Annotated in this window: 14 protein-coding genes; 5 read left to right on the top strand and 9 right to left on the bottom strand. The window is 65.9% G+C overall.

Annotated elements, in window-relative coordinates; translation table 11 throughout:
* The first annotated feature begins 71 nt into the window (after window positions 1-71).
* Window positions 72-1,331, top strand: a complete 1,260-nt coding sequence (locus FFI87_RS22445; protein ID WP_138848321.1) for an IS256 family transposase — start codon at window positions 72-74, stop codon at window positions 1,329-1,331.
* A gap of 51 nt (window positions 1,332-1,382) precedes the next feature.
* On the opposite strand, the gene FFI87_RS22440 is transcribed toward FFI87_RS22445, so the two are convergent.
* From FFI87_RS22440 to FFI87_RS22405, 8 genes are all read right to left on the bottom strand, one after another.
* Window positions 1,383-1,658 (bottom strand): AAA family ATPase, encoded by a 276-nt coding sequence (locus tag FFI87_RS22440; RefSeq protein WP_244096997.1) that lies wholly within the window; start codon window positions 1,656-1,658, stop codon window positions 1,383-1,385.
* Between the two features lie 18 nt (window positions 1,659-1,676).
* A complete protein-coding gene (locus FFI87_RS22435; RefSeq protein ID WP_175710442.1) occupies window positions 1,677-2,135 on the bottom strand; it encodes an NUDIX domain-containing protein in 459 nt (152 codons plus the stop codon).
* Window positions 2,136-2,358: 223 nt separating this feature from the next.
* A complete protein-coding gene (locus FFI87_RS22430; protein ID WP_138848973.1) occupies window positions 2,359-3,231 on the bottom strand; it encodes a trypsin-like serine peptidase in 873 nt (290 codons plus the stop codon).
* Window positions 3,232-3,768: 537 nt separating this feature from the next.
* Window positions 3,769-4,878, bottom strand: a complete 1,110-nt coding sequence (locus FFI87_RS22425) for a porin (protein ID WP_409995117.1) — start codon at window positions 4,876-4,878, stop codon at window positions 3,769-3,771.
* A gap of 57 nt (window positions 4,879-4,935) precedes the next feature.
* Window positions 4,936-5,355 carry a DoxX family protein gene (locus tag FFI87_RS22420; protein WP_012366203.1) on the bottom strand — a complete coding sequence of 140 codons (420 nt, stop codon included), beginning with the start codon at window positions 5,353-5,355 and terminating at the stop codon, window positions 4,936-4,938.
* A gap of 187 nt (window positions 5,356-5,542) precedes the next feature.
* Window positions 5,543-6,820 carry a cytochrome c gene (locus FFI87_RS22415; RefSeq protein WP_138848974.1) on the bottom strand — a complete coding sequence of 426 codons (1,278 nt, stop codon included), beginning with the start codon at window positions 6,818-6,820 and terminating at the stop codon, window positions 5,543-5,545.
* Window positions 6,821-6,822: 2 nt separating this feature from the next.
* Window positions 6,823-8,442 (bottom strand): GMC family oxidoreductase, encoded by a 1,620-nt coding sequence (locus FFI87_RS22410; protein WP_138848975.1) that lies wholly within the window; start codon window positions 8,440-8,442, stop codon window positions 6,823-6,825.
* The gene (locus tag FFI87_RS22405; RefSeq protein ID WP_138848976.1) at window positions 8,442-8,948 is read right to left on the bottom strand and encodes a sugar dehydrogenase complex small subunit; all 507 of its coding nucleotides are present in this window, start codon (window positions 8,946-8,948) and stop codon (window positions 8,442-8,444) included. The genes FFI87_RS22410 and FFI87_RS22405 overlap by 1 nt, the downstream gene beginning before the upstream one ends.
* 308 nt (window positions 8,949-9,256) lie before the next feature.
* Here FFI87_RS22405 and FFI87_RS22395 point away from each other — a divergent pair, with 308 nt between their 5' ends.
* The 3 genes from FFI87_RS22395 to FFI87_RS22385 all read left to right on the top strand — a co-directional run bounded on the left by FFI87_RS22395 (window position 9,257) and on the right by FFI87_RS22385 (window position 18,417).
* The gene (locus FFI87_RS22395; RefSeq protein ID WP_138848977.1) at window positions 9,257-15,298 is read left to right on the top strand and encodes an alpha-2-macroglobulin family protein; all 6,042 of its coding nucleotides are present in this window, start codon (window positions 9,257-9,259) and stop codon (window positions 15,296-15,298) included.
* 7 nt (window positions 15,299-15,305) lie between these two features.
* Entirely contained in the window at window positions 15,306-17,543 is a 2,238-nt protein-coding gene (gene pbpC / locus FFI87_RS22390) for a penicillin-binding protein 1C (protein ID WP_012366208.1), read from the top strand.
* Window positions 17,544-17,724: 181 nt separating this feature from the next.
* Window positions 17,725-18,417, top strand: a complete 693-nt coding sequence (locus FFI87_RS22385; protein WP_138848978.1) for a hypothetical protein — start codon at window positions 17,725-17,727, stop codon at window positions 18,415-18,417.
* A gap of 35 nt (window positions 18,418-18,452) precedes the next feature.
* Here FFI87_RS22385 and FFI87_RS22380 read toward each other — a convergent pair whose 3' ends face one another.
* Window positions 18,453-19,700 (bottom strand): multidrug effflux MFS transporter, encoded by a 1,248-nt coding sequence (locus FFI87_RS22380; protein ID WP_138848979.1) that lies wholly within the window; start codon window positions 19,698-19,700, stop codon window positions 18,453-18,455.
* Between the two features lie 357 nt (window positions 19,701-20,057).
* Between FFI87_RS22380 and FFI87_RS22375 the strand changes: the two genes are divergently transcribed.
* Window positions 20,058-20,597 (top strand): hypothetical protein, encoded by a 540-nt coding sequence (locus FFI87_RS22375; protein ID WP_138848980.1) that lies wholly within the window; start codon window positions 20,058-20,060, stop codon window positions 20,595-20,597.
* Window positions 20,598-20,757: the final 160 nt, after the last annotated feature.

Genomic DNA, 20,757 nt, shown 5'->3' with positions numbered 1-20,757 from the left:
CAGGCGGATCGTTCTGAGCCTATCCGAACCTTTGTGTGTGAGGCATAAACTGATGGCCAAGGAGCCACTTTATGCCACGCAAACGCAAGGAAGAAGTGACGATTGAGCCGGGCAAGGGCTTGAACCTGGACCCGGAACTGATCAAGCAACTGGTGCCCGGGACGTTGGACCGCGCAACGATCAACGAGCAGCTCGCTGCGCTCAAGAAGGCGATCTTCGAGCGCGCGCTGGGTGGCGAGTTGACGCACCACCTTGGCTACGAGAAGGGTGAAGCCAAACCGGGCGGCCGCACGAACCATCGCAACGGCACCAGCCGCAAGCGCATCGCGACCGATGACGACCTGCTCGACGTCGAGATTCCGCGCGACCGCGAAGGCACCTTCGACCCGGTGCTGATCGCCAAGGGCGAACGGCGTTTCACCGGCTTCGACGACAAGATCATCGCGATGTACGCACGCGGCATGAGCGTGCGGGAGATTCAGGGCTTCTTGCTGGAGATGTACGGCATTGAGGTGTCGCCGGACTTCATCAGCACCGTCACCGACGCGGTGATCGACGAAGTGCGTGAGTGGCAACAGCGGCCGCTCGAGCCGATGTACCCGGTGGTGTTCTTCGACGCCTTGCGCGTCAAGATCCGCGACGAAGGCGTGGTCCGCAACAAGGCGATCTACTTGGCGCTGGGCGTGCGCCGCGACGGCACACGTGACGTGCTGGGCCTCTGGATCGAGCAGACCGAGGGGGCCAAGTTCTGGCTGCGGGTGGTGAACGACCTGAAGCTGCGTGGCGTGCAGGACATCCTGATTGCCGTGGTCGACGGCCTGAAGGGCTTTCCGGAAGCAATCAACACGGTGTTCCCGGAAACGACGGTCCAGACCTGCATCGTGCATCTGATCCGGAACTCGCTGGACTTCGCCAGTTGGAAAGACCGGAAATCCGTCGCGGCGGCGCTCAAGGAAGTCTATCGGGCACCGTCGGCCGAAGCGGCCGCCGTGGCGCTGGATGCGTTCGATACGAGCCCGTGGGGTACGAAATACCCACCGATTGCCGCCCTCTGGCGACGAGCCTGGGATCAGGTGATTCCGTTCTATGCCTTCGCGCCCGATATCCGGAAAATTGTATATACGACCAACGCCATCGAGTCGCTGCACATGCAGCTTCGAAAGATCATCAAGGCGCGCGGCCACTTCCCGTCGGACGAGGCCGCGCTCAAACTGATCTGGCTAGCGCTGCGCAACGTCGTAGCCAAGTGGACCGGTTCCCGGCACGATTGGAAGAGCGCGATGACCCAGTTTGCGCTGCTTTACCCGGAACGATTCAACATTGGAGTCTGAAACTCAATCCGCCTCACACACGAAATTCCGGATACCTCCATCGTTCTCACGCTAAACGAAACCTCCAACCTCAAGATCAATGAACACTGCGACGAGCAGCGGATACATTCGCTTGTCGTATGCACCTTCGACAAACCAGCTTTCCTGCTCGATGATCTTCTCAATGGCCGCTGCCATCGACGCATCCGAGTTCTTCACGAACTCCGTACCGCTCATGTCCCAGTAGACATGGTCGAATTCGTGCGTGACGACATTGAACTTGCGTGCCAATTGCATGGCGATCGTCGATTTCCCCGCGCCCGACGGGCCTACGATGCACACCTTCATGTTTTAGTCTCGCTTCAATCACGCATCTGCATGCTCGCGCATGAAGTGTTTCAGCATGGGTACGAAGAAATCATGCCCGCCGATCAGCGCGCATTCTGCTTCAAAAATGGGATGCCACTCGAAGTTGAATTCGATGGGTTCACCGCCGGTGCTTGGAGTGGCCTCGAAATGCGTCCAACGCGCCTTCATTGCAATAGCGTCTCTCACCCGGACATGCACGACATGCCTGTGCTGGATCTCGCTTCTTCCGAATTTCGTCATCGAGTAGAAGTAGTTGCCGAGAACACGCACAACTTCGGCATTGTCGATGCCACTTTCCTCGCGTAACTCACGTAGCGCGGCGGCCACTGGCATTTCTCCCGGCTCCAGCGTGCCGGCGACCACCTGCCTTCCGGCTTCCGGAAACCTAGGTTGGGTGAAGGTCAGCAATCCATCTCGCCACGTAAGATAGACAAGTACCTTGTTCTTGGTTTTCAAGATAATTCTTTCGATCAGATCCACCCGCAATGGAACAGATGTTTAACCCTATATTATCCTTACATCCGAAATTTTTGATGCCAGTTTTCGCAACAGTATTGCAAAAAAAGACACGCTAGTAGCGCGACGGACGCGTTTCGACCCGGAGCGGCCGTTCGGACCGCAATGGGTTCTTTCCTTGTCTGCTTCCGGACCCACTACGGTGATGCGAGCCGCTGCGACCTCATTCTCCGTCTCTATTGGCCTTTCGCCGCGCAGCGTCAGCTGTAGCAACTCCCAAGACATCGGCAATTGCGCTAACGTGCCAAACACGCCCCAAGTCGGACTCCGGATTAACTCGTCCCGCGTAAATCCCAAGAAATTCCCAAATCGGATGAGGTGAGACCACGGAAGCCCATTTTTCCCCTTGACGTACGCGATGGTTTCCAACCCGGTAGGCGATTACAGGCGACCCTGATTGACCTTGTCGCGTTCGACAGTCAATCATGAAAGTTGGATGGGCTGGCGTAACCAACGACAATTCCTGTGCCAAAAATCCGGTCGCCCAAACAGGGAATTTTTCTACGGATGTCTGACCAAACGGAAAACCGATTACGCTAACAGGTTCTGCAGGACCGACAACCATATCACAACGATCAAGCGTCGTTTCGAGATAGTACGGCATCTTGCAGACATCACTTCCCCATCGCAAGTTAAGTGCGACGACGTCGGCTTCCTTGCCCAAGAGGCTATGTTCGAACCAGTATGGAGATCCGTCGTCACGGTAGAGTGGAAGGCGAATGGATAGCCATTCGCCGTTATGGTCAACATTCTTATGGAAGTAAATGACAATGTTGTCCGGCACACCACCCGTCTTACTCAAGCATTCGCCAGTTATTTGATGTCTGCCGGTCACGTTATGGCGATTCGTCACTAGCGCACAATGCGATTCTCGATTATTTGCCACAAGGAACGCTGTACCTTTGGCAAGGACGGTTTGTCCAAAACACATTTCGATAAAAAGCGACTTCATGGTCGGGATTTCGACGGCGTAGCCTTGTTGATCGCCACGGGGCGGTTCCGCGACGACTGGGATGTCATTTTCTGATGTGCTCATAGGTTCGCTTCGAAAAGAGATTCTCAAGATTTAGAACGCGGAAATCGTACTTTAACTAGCACTTCTCGATCTATGATTCGAGTGGCGGGGTTTCCGAATAGAGTCGGACGCCTGTGCACCCCACCATGCGGCGCTAATGAACGGCGCTTCCTGGCCGTTCTAAGACACCCCAGTAGCCGCGTGCACCTCAGCACCTTCTCAGCATCGCACACTGCTGAATCAACGGCGGCGTGCAGACACCTGAATTTCCAGCCGGTGAAAACGTCAACGAATGTGAATCTACCAAGCGCGCTTTATCGGTGTATCGGTAGTGGTGCGATACCACACAGCCGGTCATCCGGCCACCAGATCGGCTACAAAACGGCGGACGACCAACCTGCCGCTTCCATACAGTATCAATTTCCCAAGTCCACCCCCTCCCCGTAATCCCGCGTCGCCACCAACGCACACGCACCTCACCACCCCACCAAGCCCCGTAAACGCAAAAAAGCACGAGCCTTTCACCGCCCGTGCCTTCCCCAACGCAACCCTTCCCGCTCAGAACGTATGCATCATCCCCACATACGCCCCCGTCTGCGACTCGCCCGTCATCGGACTCGTCCCCGACGTCGCGTCCCGCGGCGACGCAATCAGCGAGAAGTTCGAATTCCCGCCATTCCGCACATAAGCAACCGTCCCATACAGGAACGTCCGCTTCGACAAGTTATACGTGGTGCCGAGCACATACATGATCGCGTGGCCTGACGGATCGTGCGACGCATCGCCGCCGCCATCGCCCACCTTCACGTAATACCCGCCGCCCGTCACGGCCCATTGCGGAGTGGCCGTATAAGTCGCGCCGAGCCAGTAATGATCGGCGCGATCGGCGACACCCGCCGGGCTGTCCGGCGCCTGGTAATGCGTATACGCGCCCTGGATCTTGAACTTCGACACCTTCACGTTCGCGCCGACGAAATACTCGCGCGACGCGGTGAAGATGTTGCTGAACTTGCCGTTGTTGTCGCGCAGCTCGTCGTAGATGCCGCGCACGTCGAGCACCGGCGAGTGGTACGAGATCATGATCCCGTCCGAGCGGCCGAAGTCGTCGGCCGCGCCGTAGTTGAAGCCGCGCGACTGGTTGCCGAACGCATACTGCGCCTGCACGTCGAAGCCGCCGATCACCGGGCTGTGATATTCGATGTTGTTGCTGCTCTGCTGCCAGTTGCGGCCGCGCACGAGCGACGCGGACGAAAACGCCTGCTGCACGAACGGGTCGAATTCCCACACGCCGTCGCTGTCGATGAACAGGTTGCGGCCGGCCTGCAGCTGGCCCCACGTGTCGCTCTTCAGCCCGACATACGCGCGGCGCGACCACAGGCGTCCACCGCCCGTCGTGCCGTTCATCACCTGGAACGCGGTTTCCAGGTTGAAGACCGTCGACATCCCGCCGCCGAGATCCTCGAAACCCTTCAGCCCGAACATGCTGGTGCCCCAGTCGCCGCCTTCCGCGCTCCAGCGCGTCGAGCTGCCGTTCGGCGTCGCGATGTGGTTCAGGTATTCGACGCCGCCGTCGATACGGCCATACAGCGTCACGCTGGTTTGTGCGAATGCGGCCACCGGTGCGGCGGCCGCGATCAGCCATCCTAGATGTTTGAGTCGCAAAGTCATGCCCCCTCGCAGTCTGGACCGTCCGACACGCGCCCCATGCGCGCGCCGGCGATCCGTTCACCCGCGATCGATCGAAAAACGTCCGGGGCCCGCCGCGCACAGCGCGAGCAAGCCGCCGGAGATCGCGATGTTCTTGTAGAAATGAATCATGTTGTTCATCTGCTCGCCGCCCGTCATCGTCCAGTAGTGGTGGCCGATGAGCGCGGTGCCGATGGTATACAGCGCAAGCAGCAGCGCAAGCGGCCGCGTCTGGAAGCCGATGAGGAGCGCGATGCCGACGAACAGCTCCATCACGACGGCGATCGCCGCCGAGATGATCGGCGCGGGCGCGCCCTCGCTTCCCATGAACGCGATCGTACCGGAGAAGTCGACAATCTTCTTCCAGCCGAACATCACGAACAGGATCACGAGCAGGATTCGGGACAGCAGCAGCAGCACATCGCGCTGGGACGCGAGAAACGGTTGATTCGGTGTCATGGTGTGATCAACGAAAGCGATGCGCAAACCGCACGCACCGGATTGCCAACGAACCAGGACAGGCGGCCGCCAGTGCCGCCCGCCCCGCTCTGCAACAACCGGCATCGGGGCCCGCCCGATGTGCTGTGCTCCTCCTCTTTCACTGTTGCGCTGCCTGGTACGACTTCCTGCCGCTTCGTGCCCGGCCTCAACGCGCCTTCGCGACGTCCTGCTCGGTCACCTTTGCGGCCGGATTGCCGAACTGCCCGGTCAGGTAGTTCGCCAGCGCGGCAATCTGCGCATCAGACAGCTCGTGGCGGAACGCGGGCATCCCGACGTCCTCGCTGCCGGCCTTGCGCTGCACGCCGTTCAGGATAACCTGCACGAGGTTCGTCGGATTCGACGCGCCCACCGTCGAGTTGTGGAACAGCGACGGGTAATAGCCGTCCGGCGTGCCCTTGCCCTGCATCTGGTGACAGCTCGCGCAGTTGCCGAGATACAGCCGCGCCGGATCGATGCCCGACGATGCGAGCGGCACGCCGCGCAGCTTCAGCCCGTCTTCCGCCGGCTTGCCCCACGACGAACGCGACTGCTTCGCGTCGCCGCTGGCCACTGCCGGCACCGTGCGGATGTAGGTTGCGATCGCACCGATGTCGGCGTCGGTCATCTTCGAGAAGCTGTGCTCGACCGCCTCGGCCATCGGACCGGCCGCCTGCGCGACGCCCGGCACGCTGCCGGTACGCAGATACTGGACGAGCTGCTGCTGGGTCCAGCCGCCGATCCCCGAGTGCGGATCCGACGTGATGTTGTAGCCGTCCCAGCCCGCCAGCACCGAGCCCGACAGGAAGCTACCGCCCGTCTCGTCGAGCGACTTCTCCTGCATCGCGATGCCGCGCGGCGTGTGGCACGTGCTGCAGTGCGCGAGGCCCTGCACCAGGTACGCACCGCGGTTCCATTCGGCGCTCTGCGACGGCTTCGGCTGGTACGCACCGTCCTTCAGGAACAGCCAGTTCCAGATCTTCAGCGGCCAGCGCATGCTCAGCAGCGGCGGAATCTCGTTCTTCGGCGGTACCTGCTTGACCGGCTCGACGCCGTGCATGAAGTACGCGTACAACGCCTGCACGTCGTCGTCGTTGATCTTCGCGTACGACACGTACGGCATCGCCGGGTACAGGTTCGCGCCGTTCTTCGACACGCCGTGACGCACCGCGCGCTCGAAGTCTTCGAACGTCCAGTTGCCGATGCCCGTGTCGGGGTCCGGCGTGATGTTGCTCGTATAGATCTTGCCGAGCATCGGCACCGGCATCGGGAGGCCGCCGGCGAACGGCTTGCCGCCCTTCGCGGTGTGACAGGCCATGCAGTCGCCCGCGACCGCGAGATATTCGCCGCGCTTGATCTGCGCGGGATCGGCCGAATCGGCCGCGCGCACGAGCCCCGGCAGCGCGAGGCTGCCGGCGAGGAGGAAGGTGAGAGTAGATTTCCGCACGGTCAGACTTCCTTCTTCAGCGTGTCCGACATCCGCAGCGCCAGCGCCGCGATCGTCAGCGTCACGTTCACCGTACCGACGGTCGGCATCGTCGAGCTGCTCGAGATGAACAGGTTCGGATGGTCGAACGTGCGGCAGTCCTTGTCGACGACCGAGTCGCGCGCATCCGCGCCCATGATCGTCGAGCCCGTGATGTGGTTGTTCGGCGCGAACTCGTCGTTGAACACGACATCGGTACCGCCCAGCACCTTCGCGGCGGTCGCGTAGACCTCGCGCGTATGCACGGCGCCGCGCTTCACGTAGTCGTCGATCGCATACGTGATTTCCGGGCGCGGAATGCCGATCGCGTCGGTGGCGGTCTTGCTCGGCACGATGCGGTTCTCGGGCTGCGGCAGGATTTCGTGGAAGCAGTCGAACTGCACGTAGCGCGCGGAACGATCGCGGATCTGCGCGTCGAGCTCGTCGGACTTCATCAGCTTGCCGGCCTTGAAGATCTTCTGCGTCTCCTGGTTGATGCGCGACATGTTCGACAGGTGGATCTTCTTCGCGGCTTCGGTCGCGCGGAACGGGCCGTCGCGGAAACCGATCAGCGACGTCATCTCCTGCGGGCCGCGGCCCGGCCACAGCTTGTCGCTCGCGTAGAACGACACGCCCGTGCCCGGGTGGTCCATCAGGTTGCGCCCGACCATGTCGGAGCTGTTCGCGACGCCGTTCGGGAAATCGCGGTTCGCCGACATCAGCAGGATCTTCGGCGTCTCGATGCCGTTGGCGGCCACCACGAAGTACTTGCCTTCGACGCGATGGTCGGCGCCCGTCTTGTCCTTGTAGATCGCCGCGACGATGCGCTTGTCCGGACCGGTCTCGAGCTTGTAGACGACGGCGCTGTCGATCAGCTTCGCGCCCGCCTGCTCGGCCTTCTCGACGTGCACGATGCCGTTGTACATCGCGCCGATCGGGCAGATCGGCATGCAATTGTTGTTCCCGCAACAAGTCGGCCGGCCGTCGTACGGGCGGCTGTTGCGCGCGACCGGCTCGGTCACGACGTGGAACTTCGGGTCATAGCCGTTGAGCGCGCTCTTGATCGTCTGCTCGTTGAACGACAACGGCAGCGGCGGCATCGGGTACGCCTGCTTGCGCGGCGAGTACAGGTCTTCCTCGGGACCGGGGCCCCACACGCCGAGCTCTTCCTCGGCGCGCTGGTAGTAATGCTCGAGATCGTCGTACTGGATCGGCCAGTCGCGGCCGACGCCGTACACCGTCTTCATCTTGAAGTCGTTCGGGATGAAGCGCCACGCCGACGCGGCCCAGTGCCACGTCGTGCCGCCCACCGCACGGATGTACTGCGAGTTGAACTTGTGCTCGCCCTTCAGGATCAGGTAGTCGTTCGGCGGGCCGTATTCGGGATGCGGCGCCCACGTGCTCGACGGGTACGGCGCCATGAAGTCCGTCTTGTCCGGCTGATTGCGGAAGCGCTCGACGATCTCGCCGCGCGGCATGCGCGGGCCTGCTTCGAGCAGGATCACCGACTTGCCCGCCATCGCGAGCTGGTGCGCGACGATCGCGCCCGCGACACCGGACCCGACGACCACGACGTCGGCCTTTTGCGTATCGGTATCCGCCATCAGGCTTGCCTCTCGATTGGTTTTTCGGCCCAGAAGCCGGGTTTGTTGGGGCAATACGAAGGAATCACGAGCGTATCGGACACGACGCTGAACATTAATGCTTCTTCGTAAGTAATCACGACGTTGTCGACGATGCCGAGATACCACGCACCGAGAATCGACAGCGCGGCATTTTCCTGATCGGCATCCAATGAGCCGGACGCGAGCGCGCCGGCGAGTTGCGACAGACCGTCGGCCGTCTTGAACGAACCCTTCTGCAGCGCGTGCAGGAAGCGTTCGCCGAGCACGCGGCTCAGCCCTTTCTTGCCTGTCAGTGCTTCGGAGAGCGTCATGAACGTATCGAGCGGCGCGGTGCCGGGATTATCGGCCAGGGCCCGCAACGCCAGCGAGCCGGTGAGGCCGGCCGCCGTCAGCGCCAGTGCGCCCTGCAGCCATTGACGCCGCGTGATGCCGGATACGGTTGCGTCGCTTGCGCGACGCGAGTGGGGGGTGTTGTCGTTGTGCATGTTTCCTTCTCTCGAACACCGGATTCGGGAAAACCACGCTTGATATTTCTCAAACTTTCGCGCGGCCCTGAAATGTACGCGCACAATTCGAATCGGACAATGCTTTTATAGTCGATTAAATGTTCCGCAAGCCGAGACAATCGACATTTCGCGGCATCTTTGTGTCGTCGACGCGACAATTCTGCATCGCGGCGAAGTGTGTCGCAAGCCGACGACACGCGCCGCCCCGTCCCGTCATCCGCTCGCATGCGCGTCGGTTAGAATCCCGTGCAATCAAACAGAAAGCTTCCCTCCGAGGGCATCGAGCGATGAAGCAGCACGATAAACACAACAACACGCATCAATCCAATCACACCACACGGCTGCTCTGGCGCATCGGCGCGATCGCGGCGCTCGGCGCCGCCGCGGCACTGTCGCTGCATGCGCTCGCGGCGCGCACGGTGAGCGTGTCGCCGCAAGGCACGGTCACCGAAGTCCGGCAAAGCGTCGTCAAGTTCGACGAACCGATGGTCGCGTTCGGCTCGGCATCCGCGCCGAACCCCGCCCGCATGACCTGCAACGATTCCACCGCCGCGCGCGGCCAGGGTCACTGGCTCGACGACAAGACGTGGGTCTACGATTTCGAGAACGACCTGCCGCCGGGCGTGCGCTGCTCGGTCGCGCTCAACGACACGCTGCGCTCGGTCGCCGGCAATGCGGTGAGCGGCCCGCGCCGCTTCACGTTCCAGACCGGCGGCCCGTTCCCGGTGACGGTACGCCCCGGCTCGCGCGAGATCGAGGAGCACCAGGTCTTCGTGCTGAAGCTGAACGGCCCGGCCGAGCCGCGTTCCGCGCTCGCGAACATCTGGTGCGAGGCGGCCGGCATCGGCAACCGCATTCCCGTCACGGCCACCGACGACGCTACCCGCAGCGCGCTGCTCGACCACTTCGGGCTGAAGAAGGACGCCGCGCGCGTGCTGACGCTGTCGTGTGCGCAGGCGCTGCCCGCGAGCGCGAAGATGCAGCTCGTCTACGGCAAGGGCGTCGCGAGCCCGAGCGGCATCGCGAACGACACCGAGCGCCGCTTCGACTTCACGGTGCGCGCCCCTTTCACCGCGAGCTTCTCGTGCGAACGCGAGAACGCGAAAGCGCCCTGCACGCCGCTGCGCCCGCTGACGCTGTCGTTCAATGCGCCGATCTCGCGCAAGAACGCCGAGGCGATCAAGCTGCGCGGTCCTGACGGTTCGCTTTCGCCGACCTTCGGAGCCGACGACCACAGCGACGAAGTGACCACCGTCACGTTCAACCCGCCGCTGCCCGCGCAGGCGAACCTGACGATCGAGCTGCCGTCCGGACTGCGCGACGTGACCGACCGCGCGCTCGCGAACGCCGACTTGTTCCCGCTCGCGACGCGCACCGCGCCAATGCCACCGCTCGCGAAATTCTCGTCGGGCACCTTCGGAATCGTCGAGCGTTTCGCCGAACCCGATACGCCCGCGCTCGTGCCCGTCACGCTGCGCAACGTGGAGGCCGACCTGCATATCGCGGGCCTCAACACCCGCGGCGCACAATTCGCGAACCTGAAGGTGGACGACGACACCGCGATCCGCCAATGGATGCGCACCGTCGAGCAGTTCGACAACTGGGCGATGACAGCCGGCACGATCGACGCGCGCATGCCGGGCCTGCTCCGGCGCACGGGCCAGCACCCCGTCTACGTGCCGCTCGAGGCCGGTGAAAAGATGCCCGCACCGCAGAATCGCCGCATCGACGTGCGCTCGCTGTCGCTGCTCACCGGCGAGCCGGGGGCACAGGCGCTCACGCTGCCGAAGGCCGATCCGAAGGCGCTGCGTCCGTTCGAGGTCGTCGGCGTGCCGATCGACAAGCCCGGTTTCTACGTGCTCGAACTCGCGTCGCCCGCGCTCGGCCGCTCGCTGCTCGCGAAGCCGTCGAGCATGTACGTGCGCACCACCGTGCTCGTCACGAACCTCGGCGTGCACCTGAAACAGGGCCGCGAGAACAACCTCGTGTGGGTCACGACGCTCGACAAGGGCAAGCCCGTGCCGAACGCGCAAATCCGCGTGTCGGACTGCAACGGCGACGAGATCGCGACCGGCAAGACCGACGCGCAAGGCCTGCTGAAGATCGACGGTCAATTCGAGCCGAAGCAGGAATGCAACTCGTCGGAAACCTTCGGCGACTACTTCGTGTCGGCGCGCGTCGACGATCCGAAGACGGGCCCCGACATGGCGTTCGTCAGCTCGAACTGGAACCGCGGGATCGAATCGTGGCGCTTCAACGTGCCGACCGACACCAGCAGCGAACCGACCATGCGTGCGCATACCGTGTTCGACCGCACGCTGCTGCGTGCCGGCGAAACCGTGTCGATGAAGCACTTCCTGCGCACCGAGACGCTGCAGACCCTCGCGTTCCCGGCGCAGTACCCGACGCGCGTGAAGATCCGCCATCTCGGCTCCGACCAGACCTACAAGCTGCCGCTCACGTGGTCGGCCGACCACAGCGCGGACACGCAGTTCCCGCTGCCGCCCGCGGCCAAGCTCGGCGAATACAGCGTCACGCTCGAAGGCGGCCCGGACGATGCGCCGACCACCAGCTACTACAGCGGCAGCTTCCGCGTCGAGGCGTTCCGCCTGCCGGTGCTCAAAGGGTCGATCGGCGCGCGCGACGCGCAGAAAAGCCCGCTCGTCGCGGTCAAGGAAGCGCCGCTCGCGGTGCAGATCGACTACGTGTCGGGCGGCGGCGCATCGAACCTGCCCGTGCAGGTGTCGGCGCTGATGAAGTGGGCGTCGCCGCCGTTCGCGGATCGCTTCGAGGACTTCAGCTTCACGCCGTATCGTCCGGAGCGCAGCGACGGCAACGCCGACGAGGATGCGCAGGACGGCGACAACGCATCGGCCGCGAACAACGACCCCGATGCGACCAAGCTGATCGCGGACAAGCTGCCGCTGACGCTCGACCGCAACGGTGCGGGCTCGGTCACGCTCAAGGGCCTGCCCGACGTCGACGCGCCGAAGCGCATCGCGCTCGAAGCGACGTTCGCGGACCCGAACGGCGAAGTGCAGACGATCCGCGGCGACACGATCCTGTGGCCGGCCGCGGTGGTGGCCGGCATCAAGGCCGGCCGCTGGGTGTCGGTCGGCCAGCGCGTGCCGGTGCAGGCGCTCGCGGTGGATCTGCAAGGCAAGCCGCGTGCGTCGGTGTCGATCGAGATCAAGGGCGTCGCGCACGTCACGACGTCGTCGCGCAAGCGGATGGTCGGCGGCTTCTACGCGTACGACAACAAGAGCGACACGCGCGACCTCGGCGTGCTGTGCTCGGGCAAGACCGACGACAAGGGCCGCATGGCCTGCGACGCGACGCTCGAACAGGCCGGCAACGTCCAGCTGATCGCGGTCGCGAAGGACGGCGACGGCCGCACGTCGAACGCGTCGACGTCCGTGTGGGTCACGCGCGAGGACGAACTGTGGTTCGGCGGCGACAACACCGACCGGATCGACGTGATTCCGGAGAAGACGTCCTACGAACCGGGCGAAACGGCCCGCTTCCAGGTGCGCATGCCGTTCCGCTATGCCACGGCGCTGGTCGCGGTCGAGCGCGGCGGCGTGATGGAAACGCACATCGTCGAACTGACCGGCAAGAATCCGACCGTCGACCTGAAGGTCGGCGAATCGTGGGGGCCGAACGTCTACGTGTCGGTGCTCGCACTGCGCGGCCGGATTCGCGAGGTGCCGTGGTACTCGTTCTTCACGTGGGGCTGGAAAGCGCCGGTCGAATGGGCGCGCGCGTTCTGGCGCGAAGGCCGTCACCATGAAGCGCCGACCGCGTTCGTCGACCTGTCGAAACCCGCGTTCCGTTACGGCCTCGGCGAGATCAAGGTCGGCGCCGGCGTGCATCGTCTCGGCGTGACCGTGACGACCGACGCGACGCGTTACACGGTGCGCGGCAAGGCGCAGGCGCACGTGAAGGTCACGCTGCCGAACGGCCAGCCCGCGCCTGCCGGCACGCAGATCGCGGTCGCGGCCGTCGACGAGGCGCTGCTCGAACTGATGCCGAACAACAGCTGGGACCTGCTCGACGCGATGCTGCAGCGACGCGCGTACGGCGTCGAGACGGCCACCGCGCAGATGGAAATCGTCGGCCGCCGCCACTTCGGCCGCAAGGCCGTGCCGGCGGGCGGCGGCGGCGGCAGCGCGCCGACGCGCGAGCTGTTCGACACGCTGCTGCTGTGGAATCCGCGCGTGACGCTCGACGCGAACGGCAGCGCAAACGTCGAGGTGCCGCTGAACGACGCGCTCACGCGCTTCCGGATCGTCGCCGTCGCGGCGGTCGGCCCGGACCGCTTCGGCACCGGCAGCACGTCGATCCGCAGCACGCAGGACCTGCAACTGATCTCCGGCCTGCCGCCGCTCGTACGCGAAGGCGATGCGTTCCGCGCGCAGGTCACGCTGCGCAACACGACCGACCGCGCGATGCAGGTGGTCGTGACGCCGCGCGTGACGGGGCTCGACGTCGCGCCGCAAACCGTGTCGCTCGCGGCCAACGCGGCGACCGAGGTCGCGTGGACGATCACCGTGCCCGAGCAGGCGCTCGACGCGGCCGGCGCGCTGAACTGGCGCATCGAGGCGGCCGAGCAAGGCGGCAAGCGCGCGTCCGATGCGCTGGCCGTCGCGCAGAAGGTCGTGCCCGCACTGCCGGTGACCGTGCAGCAGGCCACGCTCACGCAGGTCGACGGCACGCTGACGGTGCCCGTGTCGGCCCCGGCCGGCGCTGTCAACAACGCGCAAGGCGCGCCGCGCGGCGGCATTGCCGTGTCGCTGCAGTCGAAGCTCGCGGACGGCCTGCCCGGCGTGCGGCGCTGGTTCGAGCGCTATCCGTACCGCTGCCTCGAACAGCAGACGTCGCGCGCGATCGGCCTGCACGACGCCGCGCAATGGCAGGCGCTGGTCGCGCGGATGCCCGTCTACCTCGACAGCGACGGGCTCGCGAGCTATTTCCCGCCGTCGTCCGACGATGCGCACTACGGCAGCCCGACGCTGTCGTCGTACCTGCTCGTGGTCGCCGACGAAGCCGGCCGCCTCGACCCGCGCTTCGCGCTGCCGGAAGACCTGCGCACCCAGCTCGAAGCCGGGCTCGCGCGCTTCATCGATGGCCGCATCGAGCGCAACGCATGGGCGCCGCGCCAGGATCGCGACCTGCGCAAGCTGGCCGCGATCGAGGCGCTGTCGCGTCACGGTGCCGCGCAAGGCCGCATGCTCGGCTCGATCGAGATCGCGCCGAACCAGTGGCCGACGTCGGCGGTGATCGACTATCACGCGATCCTCACGCGCGTGAAGGACATCCCGCAGCGCGACGAGAAACGCGCGCAGGTCGAGCAGATCCTGCGCGCGCGCCTCACGTACCAGGGCACGCAGCTCGTGTTCTCGACCGCGCGCGACGACGACCTGTGGTGGCTGATGACGAGCAACGAGACCAATGCCGCGCGCCTCGCGCTGGAATTCGCGGGCGACCCGGCGTGGAAGGACGAGATGCCGCGCGTGACGGCCGGCCTGCTCGCGCTGCAACGCCAGGGCGCATGGCAGACGACGACGTCGAACGCACTCGGCCAGCTCGCGGTGGAGCGGTTCTCGCGCACGTACGAGAGCGTGCCGGTCGCCGGCACGACGAAGGTCGCCCTCGGCGGCAACGAGCGGGCGATCGCGTGGTCGCACGCAGGCTCGGCCGCGCCCGCCGATACGCCCGCGTCGGCCACGCCCGCGACCCGCGCCGCCGCCGCGCGCAGCGTGCTGATGCCGTGGCCGCGTGCGTCGCAGGCGCCGGCCACGTTGTCCGTCATGCAGGATGGCACCGGCCGCCCGTGGGCAACGGTCGAAAGCCTCGCGGCCGTGCCGCTGCGCGCGCCGTTCGCGGCAGGCTACCGGATCACGAAGACCGTCACGCCCGTGTCGCCCGCCGTCAAGGGCGTGCTGACGCGCGGCGACGTCGTGCGCGTGCATCTCGACATCGACGCGCAGAGCGACATGACGTGGGTCGTCGTCAACGATCCGATTCCGTCCGGCGCGACGATTCTCGGCTCGGGCCTCGGCCGCGACTCCGAAGCCGCGACGCAGGGCGAGAAATCCCCGGACGGCGCATGGCCGGCGTTCATCGAGCGCGACTTCGACGGCTACCGCGCGTATTACGACTATCTGCCGAAGGGCAAACTCTCGGTCGAATACACGGTGCGGCTGAACAACGTCGGCACCTTCGGGCTGCCGCCGACGCGCGTCGAGGCACTGTATGCACCGTCCGTGTACGGCCTCTGGCCGAACCCGCCGATGACGGTAAAGCCGGCCGACGCGGGCAAGTCGTGAGTACGCGATGATCGATCTGGTTTTGCCGCGGCCGGCGCGCTTCGCCGGCCGCGTATTCGTCGCCGTCGTGCTGGCCGCGCCGCTCGTCGCGCACGCGCTGCCCGGCTACGACGACGTGCGCCGCGGCTGGCGCAGTTCCGACTGGGTGCTGCTCGCGCGCGACGGCACACCGCTGCAGCGCACGCGCGTCGATCTCACCGAACGGCGCGGCGACTGGGTGTCGCTCGCCGACGTGTCGCCCGCGTTCCGCGAGGCGATCGTCGTGTCCGAGGACAAGCGTTTCTACGAACATAGCGGCGTCGACTGGCGCGGCATCGCCGGCGCGGCGTGGGGCAATCTGTGGAACGAGCGCACGCGCGGCGCGTCGACCGTGACGATGCAGCTCGCCGGGCTGCTCAGCGATTCGCCGCGCCGCTCGGGCCAGCGCTCGCTGCCGCAGAAGGCCACCCAGGCGATGAACGCGCTGCTGCTCGAGCGCGGCTGGCGCAAGGACCAGATCCTCGAGGCCTACCTGAATCTCGTGCCGTTTCGCGGCGAGACGGTCGGGCTCGCCGCGCTGTCGCAGGTGCTGTTCGGCAAGGCGCCGTCCGGCCTCGACGCACGCGAAGCCGCGATCGCCGCGGCGCTGGTGCGCGCGCCGAACGCGGCGCCCGCGAAGGTCGCCGAGCGGGCCTGCCGGATCCTGCGCGACATGCATGCGGAACAGGCCTGCGCGTCGCTCGACGGCTACGTGCAGCTCGTGATCGCGCGCCCGGCCAACGCCGTGCGGGACGACGGCGCCGCCCTCGCCCCGCACTTCGCGCGCCGCATCGCGGCCGAGGTCCGCCCCGCGGCCGGCACGCAGGTGCGCACGACGCTCGACGCGCCGCTGCAGCGCTTCGCACGCGACACGCTGACGCGCGCACTGACCGAGCTCAACGCGCCCGCGCACCGGCGCAACGTGCAGGACGGCGCGGTCGTAGTGATCGACAACGCGACCGGCGAGATTCGCGCGTGGGTCGGTTCGTCGGGGGCGTTGTCGAGCGCACGTGACGTCGACGCCGTGCTCGCGCCGCGCCAGGCCGGCTCGACGCTCAAGCCGTTCCTCTATGCGCAGGCGATCGACGAGAAGCGGCTGACGGCCGCATCGCTGCTCGATGACGCGCCGATCAACCTCGCCGCCGGCGGCGGCCTCTACATTCCGCAGAACTACGACAAGGATTTCAAGGGCTGGGTGAGCGTGCGCACCGCGCTCGGCGGCTCGCTGAACGTGCCGGCCGTGCGCACGCTCGTGCTCGTCACGCCGCACCGCTTCGCGCGCACGCTGACCGCGCTCGGCCTGCCGCTCGCGCAGGAAGGCGATTACTACGGCTTCAGCCTCGCGCTCGGCAGCGCGGACGTCACGCTGCTGTCGCTGACCAATGCGTATCGCGCGCTCGCGAACGGCGGCGTCGCGCGCAAGGTCGTCGACCTGCCGGCGCCGGCGCCCGCTTCCGGCGCGTCGGCACCCGGCCATGCGGACAACGGCACGCGCGTATTCAGCGAAGCGGCCAGCTTCGTCGTCACCGACATCCTCTCCGACAACAACGCGCGCGTGCGCACGTTCGGCTTCGACAACCCGCTCGCGACGCGCTTCTTCTCGGCGGTCAAGACCGGCACGAGCAAGGACATGCGCGACAACTGGACCGTCGGCTTCACGTCGCGCTATACGGTCGGCGTGTGGGTCGGCAATGCGGACGGCTCGCCGATGTGGGACGTGTCGGGGGTGACGGGCGCGTCGCCGGTGTGGTCGGCCGTCGTCGGCTATCTGCATCGCGACCTGCCGAGCCGTGCGCCGAAAGCGCCGGCCGGCGTCGAAACGCGCCGCATCGCGTTCGAGCGCGACGTCGAGCCGTCGCGCAACGAGTGGTTCGTCGCCGGCACGGCGCTCGACACGATCCGGCTCGCGGCGCCCGTCACGCCGGGCAAGGACGGCGCGCGCGCGCCGCTGGCGATCGGCGCGCCGACCGACGGCACGATCTTCGCGATCGATCCGGACATTCCGCCGAAGAACCAGCGGATCTGGTTCGAGCGGTCGTCCGGGCATGCCGCGCGCTTCGCATGGCGGCTGGACGACAAGGTGATCGGGCACGCCGATCGCATCGCATGGATGCCGTGGCCGGGGCGGCACCGGCTGGAACTCGTCGACGCGCGCGGCAACGTCGCGGATGCGATCGGCTTCGAGGTGCGCGGCGCGTTCGCGAAGCCGGCCGCGCGCAAGCCCTGAGCGGGTGCGCCGGCCGCGTTCGCGTTCGGCGGCCGGGCGGGAAACCGATTGCCGGTGCGCTCGGAAAATTCGCGCGCCTGCGTCAAACGGGCAAGCAACGCGCCAATTCGGCACCTAGAATGTGAGCAGGGCCGTATGCCCTGCGCTCACCGGTTGTCTTCTTCCCCGATCGCCCGCGACCATGAACATTTGCCCGCCGCACTTCACCCGCCCCGCGCTGGGCGCACTTTGCGCCGCCGCGCTCGCGACACTGGCGGGCTGCAACGGCGAGGCCTGCTTCGGCGTCGATGCGTGCTTCAACGACAACAACACGCAGACCGTCGCGCTATCCGGCACGGCCGCCACGGGCGGCGCGCTCGCGAGCGCATCGGTGACGGTGAGTTGCGCGCAGGGGTCGGCGACGACGCTGACCGACGGCGGCGGCAACTACCGCGTGACCGTCAACGCCGTGCTGCCGTGCGTGATCAGCGTCGCGTCGGGCGGCACGAGCCTGCATTCGCTCGCGTACGCGGCCGGCACCTTCAACACGACGCCCGAAACCGAGCTGATGCTCGTCTATCTCGCCGCGCAGCTCGGCACGAACACGGCCGGGCTGACCGGCAATTTCCAGGGAAGTCGGCGCTTCCAGCAGGCGATGGGCGATCCGGGCATCGTGCAGGCCGCGCAGTCGGCCGTCGTGACGAATCTCCAGCAGCGCTACGCGGTCACGCTCGCGACGCCGGCGTTTCTGACCACGCCGTTCGTGGTCGGGCAACCGGGCGTCGACGCCGATCTTGGGACGCTGGCCAAGGCCGGCGCGATCGATTCGAACGGGATGCCGGATCCGGTTGCCGTTTCGCTATTGACGCAGGCCGGCGCCGCGCATCCGCTATAAGCGCAAGGCTCCCGCGCGGTAGTGATTGATGCGGCTTACGCCGCCTCCCCGCTTCCGCAAGCGACGCTCGCGGCTTGCTGCTGGCTCAGGTAGCGCAGCAGCTTCGTCACCATCCACACGACGATGAACGACAGCGCGACGAAGAACACCGCGAGCGGCGTCAGCACCTGCACCGACACGAAGCCGGCCAGCCCCATCATCGCGGACGACACGAGCAGCAGCGCGCACCCGAGAATCGCGCTCGTCAGCCCCGCGATATGCGGAAACAGCGAATTGCCCTTCGCCATCAGCGTCGGATACATCGCACCCGCGCAGAGGCCCATCACGAGCACCGGCGTCGCGAGGGTCCACACGCGCAGGCCGACGGTCAGCGCCAGCGCGAGCATCACGACCGCCGCGACCGCCATCACGCGCGCGCCGATGCGCAGCCGCTGCTCCGCGCTCGGCAGCCCGCGTCCGTGGATCCGGTTCGACAGGCCGCCGAGGAAATACATCAGCCCGATCCCGAGCGCGAGATAGCCGAAGAAGGTCGGCGGCTTGTGCAGCGTGGTCTGCACCATGAACGGCCCGACGATGTTGAACACCAGCAGGATGCTGTAGCACAGCCCCTGGGCGAGGAAGCAGCTCTGGAACACCGGGCTCCCGAGCACCTTGCCCGCGTTCGCGATCAGCGTACGCGGCTCGAGATGCACCGGTTTCGGCAAGGTTTCCCGGTAATGCCACCACAGCGCCCACATCACCAGCGAATACACCAGCAGGAACACGAGGCACGCGCGCCAGCCGAACCATTCTTGCAGGTGCGCGCCGATCACCGGCGCGATGATCGGCGCGAGCCCCCACGCGATCGACATGTACGTGAACGCATGCATCAGCGCCTGACCCGAGAACGAATCGGTGATGATCGCCTTCGCGAGCAGGTTGGTGGTCGCGATCCCGAAGCCTTGCAGGCAGCGCGCCAGTATGAACGTCTCCAGGTTCGGCGCGCCGAGCGACAGCAGGCAGCCGATCGTGTAGATGACGAGCCCGAACGCGAGCACGCGCTTGCGTCCGTACGCATCGGCGACCGGGCCGAAGATCAGCTGGCCGAGCGCATAGGCGGCCATGTAGCCGGACACGCTCGACTGGATCGCCTGCGGCGTGGTCGCGAACGAGCGCGCCATGTCGGGCAGCGCGGGCACGTAGATGTCGATCGCGAGCTGGCCGGCGGACGAGAACAGGCAAATCAGAAACAACAGGAAGCGCGGCGAGTTCGATTCGCGCGCGGGAGTGAGCGAGACGTTCATGACAACCGGGAAGGATTCCGACAGCGGGGACACGCGCCCGCTTGTTCGAATCTCGAACAGCGGTGCGCGGCGAAGCGAAGCGCGTATTGTGCCTGTTGTGGCGCGGCGCAACGGCAATACCATGGCGCGGGCGAGGTTGAAATGCCGATTGCGGCATATCTCGAAACACACAAAATGGGCCATTCGCGGGCGTCGGCGACTCACCCCGGGCGCCCCACCCAGCCTCATTCCGCGGTCCCGCCCCGGTTTTAAGCCAGATTTAAGCCGGCGCTCGCATAGTCCTTCGTGGCTCAGTCCGTGAGCCGCACGATTCGTGCATTGTTGATTCGATCAGTCTCGTTTGATGGAGATCCGAACATGCGATTCCGTTCGTATATGGCGGCGGCCACGCTGGCATTGATGCCCGTGCTCGCCCTGGCCGGGCAGGCCGACGCCGCTCCGGCAGCACAACCGATGTTCGTCAATGTCAATGGGCAGGCCGTGCCCGTGAAAGCCGATACGCGCGTCGTCCAGACGGCGGTCGGCCCGATGCAGGTCCGCACGTGGAGCTGGCACAGCCCGCATGGCGGTGCGCGCTTCGAGATGCAGGCGTCGTCGTCGGGCACCATGCCGCCCGCGGCCGCGTTGCGGCAGATGCTGGTCGCGCAGTATCAGATGCAGGCGGCCCAGGCGCAAATGGTCGCCATGCAGCAGCAGATGATGGCGCTGCAGCACGTGGCGCTCGCCAACGCGTTCGCGATGCCGATGCCGCAACCGGTCGGGTTCGCGATGCCGATGTGGGCCATGCCGCAACCGGTCGTCGTGATCGTGCCGGCGCAACCGTCCACGCGGGCGCTGGCGCCGGCACCGTCGGCTCCGGCCCGGCCGGCCGCACGCGGGCCGGAAATCAAGGCCTGACGCCCGGTTCCGTCGCACGAGCGACCGGGCCGAAAACCGAAACCGCCGGCATGTGCCGGCGGTTTTTCATTGGCGGCGCCGGACGTTCGCCCGCGCCGCCGCGATCGCGCCGCCTCCCCCGACACTCGGTGCTTTCCACCGATTGACACACCTCCCCGCC

It is taken from the genome of Burkholderia sp. KBS0801 (genome assembly GCF_005937855.2).
Lineage (GTDB): Bacteria > Pseudomonadota > Gammaproteobacteria > Burkholderiales > Burkholderiaceae > Burkholderia > Burkholderia ambifaria.
This window is presented reverse-complemented; position numbering and strand designations above follow the sequence as displayed.